Origin of the sequence: Chimaeribacter californicus, assembly GCF_002858675.1 — a bacterium.
Classification (GTDB): Bacteria; Pseudomonadota; Gammaproteobacteria; order Enterobacterales; family Enterobacteriaceae; genus Chimaeribacter; species Chimaeribacter californicus.
The window spans coordinates 1-3080 of record NZ_PJZF01000044.1 but is presented as its reverse complement, the minus strand read 5'-3'; the positions used below and the strand labels follow the sequence as shown (position 1 = coordinate 3080).

Below are 3080 nucleotides of genomic sequence, written 5' to 3'. Positions count from 1 at the left end.
TTCTTCAGCCTGTTTGTCGGTCATGCCGGTGAGTTTCATCGCGTCTTTGAAGCCTTCTTTCTTTAGCCGCAGTTGCTCGGCCACCAGCTTTTTGGCGTCATCGCGCTCCTGTTCCAGTTGCTTATTGCGCGCCAGGGCAAGCTTGAGGGCGGCAGCCTTTTTGGCGGTCGCGTTGCGCGCACGCGCGGCCTGTTTGCGCAGACGCTCGATCTCGTCTTTACTGGTTTCCTGTTTCTTGGCCATCGCCTTTTGGGCTGCCTGGTAGCGGGCAAACTCTGCACGTACCTTTTCGTGGTCGGTCTGCACGTTGCGGTTACGCGCCAGGGCTTTCTGCTCCTGGTCAGTAAATGTTTTGGTGGTTTTGGTTTTGTCATCACCAAACGCCACCTGGTCGGCGGCCTTCTTCAGCTGCTGCCCCAGCTGGCGCTGCCAGGTCATCGACTGGAAGCGCGTCATGGTGTGCACGACGTGTTTGCACGCCACCCCGGTTAAATCCGGGTTGCGCACCTTGGGAAATGCGTATTCCGCTGGTGGCTTCAGCGCATAGTTGCCGGCGGTGGCCATATAGCGATACCAATACTGGTGGCGGCCGCAATCGCAGTCGAATGACACCCGGCCGGCGGCCAGCTGGCGGGCGAGGGTGGCCAGGGAGGCTTTTTCATCCCCTACATCCTCAACGTACCGATCCCATTCCTCAAAGCGCACCCGCACCATATGGTGATCGTCAATGGAGATGTCCGAGGCCTCCACCTTCACGAACGCCGTGTTGTGTTGCAGGCGGATAAACATCGCCTTTTTGATGCCGGAGCCGTCGTCTACCGAGTTATTGGCACGCTTTACGTCAATTTTGGTGGACTGCGCCACCAGCTGGGCGTAAGTGATGCCGGCAACGTCGCTATTGAATTGGTTACGGTGCCCCTTGCGGCTCTGGATAAACCGCTTCATGTCCTCCGGGGTGAACAGCGTGCCGTCTTTCTTCTTCCCCAGCTCCAGGAACTTTTCCAGATCCTTATTGCGCATCATGGCCGGCGTCAGGGTGCGGCGCGCGCGCTGGCGGTTGTCACGCTGCGTCTTGCGGATCCGGCGGAAGACCTTCAGGAAGTCGGTCGCAGACAGGCCGTGTGTGGCGTACCGGCCGTTCTCATTTCGGTCAAAGTCAGGTGATGGCATCCATTACCCCTTCAGCTTGCATACAGGGAGCCGGGGATTTCCGGGCTGGTGGCGGAGAAGGTGTTAATCTGCTCCCGGATCCACGCCAGGGTAGGCACGGTGATCTCGGTACCTTCCTCCATGGCGTCACACTCATCCTCCAGGCCGCATACCAGGGTCACCACCCAGCGCAGCTCACCAGTGCCCCATATGCGGTATGCGATCAGCTCAGGCCGGTAGATCTCATCTGCCAGGATGTCGTAGGTCAGCAGGTCAGAGTCATAACTCATTGCTTTGGTCATGATCTCCTGGCGCATATAAGCGCGCAGAATGGGGTCTGTGACGTTTCTGTCGTCGAGGCGGCTGATGGTCACAGGTAACTCCCTTTGCCCGTCAGCGGGCTGCTGGAGGCCTTATTAATGGCATCCTCCTCAATGGCGCGGACGATGGTCTTAAGCGGGTCGATTGCGCTGCCTAGCTCCGGCCGGCGGTTAAAGCCCATCATGGCCTCCAGGTATTGCACGCTGGCCACGTTGTGAAAGGTAGTGCCGAAGCAGCACAGCATGGTCAGGCAGTGTTCTGCCTTCAGCTGCGCCCAGTCAATCCGGTATACCGTCGCCCCCTTGGTATCCCGATCCATATCAACTAGGGTTTCGGGGATCTGGAAACGACTGCCGGCACCGCGGGGAAAGGCCAGGGCTTTTTGGCGCTCCAGCTCCCGGTAGATGTCCAGGGCTTCCACCAGCACTGGCTTACCGGTAGCACCGGTATCCCCCAGACGGACACGAACGCCGGCGCGGGAGGTGATGAAATCACTCGTTTCCTCCACCAGCACCTCGAAGCCCTTGCGCTCCAGGTCACGGATTTGGGTGATCAGATCCTGTTCCAGGGCGTGCCGGCTTTCAGGGAGTTTGGTGACCTCGGCTACAAATAGCTCGCCGTCTTTCCAGGCGGCTTTGGCCAGCATGGGCGAGCTGGTGGAAAGGCTGATTGCACAGATTTTTTTGTTACTCATGGCGTCTGTTTCTCGCTGATTGCCCACCAGCATTAGCGGGCGAACCATAACCATACGGATAGTTACATCTGGAGAGGCCGTGGGGGCATAAGAGAACCGCCCCAGGGGGGCGGTTTGGGAAAGACTATGCGTGCGTATAACCTGGGTAAAAGCAAAGGCCAGCGGGTACTAGCCTTTAGGGGATCGTTGAAGCTGCATCGAAGGGTTTACTCATACCGAGAGAGGTTGCCTTGATGTGTGTGATGATAGGTAGCGGCTGCGGCCGGTGCAATACAAGAGCGTTGGTCTGCGGCAAAAAAAGCCCTGTCAGTGAGTAGCAGGGCTTCGAGCAGTGGGCTTAATAGGTGTTGCAGGTCGTCATGGTGCCATAGTTGTTACAGAACGTGGTTTTAGGAGTGCTGTTCGCAAAATTCTGTGCTGCCTGATTAAATTGCTGCACGGCGGCATTATGGGCTGCAATCTGCTGCTGGCGCTGAGTGATTTCCAGAGCAACTTGGTTGCATGAAGTCTGACGCTTCACTTCGGCCAGCTGCTCGGGTTTAGAATAGTATTGAATCTTACTGATCAGTTTAACCTGGTCAAAATTAGCAAGTACGCCCTGTTGGCTTTGCATCATATTCATGCCCGCAGCAGCTAGTGACATTGGCATCTCATTATGCAAACTACAGTCCCGGATCAACGAAAAGATGCCGGCATACGAGTTATATTGTTGTTCTGTAGCCATTGGTGTAGGCGTGACACATCCAGAAAGGGAAAGTGCTGCCAAAATAAAAGCTATTTTTTTCATGATTATTCTCGCTGTGTGAGTGCGCGCATTCTACCAGCGGAGATCAGAAAAAATAGCTTTACTATCATGGCGTTATTCTGAAATTTGCCAATAAAGTTATGTGATTAAAATCATTGGCTTGAAGAAGAG

Annotated in this window: 4 protein-coding genes; all 4 read right to left on the bottom strand. The window is 55.6% G+C overall.

Annotation, left to right across the window (positions count from 1 at the left end):
• The coding region (locus tag CYR55_RS22500) for a phage tail protein (protein WP_101818536.1) at positions 1 to 1170 on the bottom strand (1170 nt) is incomplete at its 3' end.
• A gap of 11 nt (positions 1171 to 1181) precedes the next feature.
• On the bottom strand, positions 1182 to 1523 hold the full coding sequence (locus CYR55_RS22495; protein ID WP_101818535.1) for a baseplate protein: 342 nt from the start codon (positions 1521 to 1523) through the stop codon (positions 1182 to 1184).
• Complete coding sequence (locus CYR55_RS22490; protein WP_146001027.1) at positions 1520 to 2164, bottom strand: maturation control protein; 645 nt, start codon at positions 2162 to 2164, stop codon at positions 1520 to 1522. The genes CYR55_RS22495 and CYR55_RS22490 overlap by 4 nt, the downstream gene beginning before the upstream one ends.
• 337 nt (positions 2165 to 2501) lie before the next feature.
• Positions 2502 to 2951, bottom strand: a complete 450-nt coding sequence (locus tag CYR55_RS23420; RefSeq protein ID WP_146001026.1) for a hypothetical protein — start codon at positions 2949 to 2951, stop codon at positions 2502 to 2504.
• Positions 2952 to 3080: the final 129 nt, after the last annotated feature.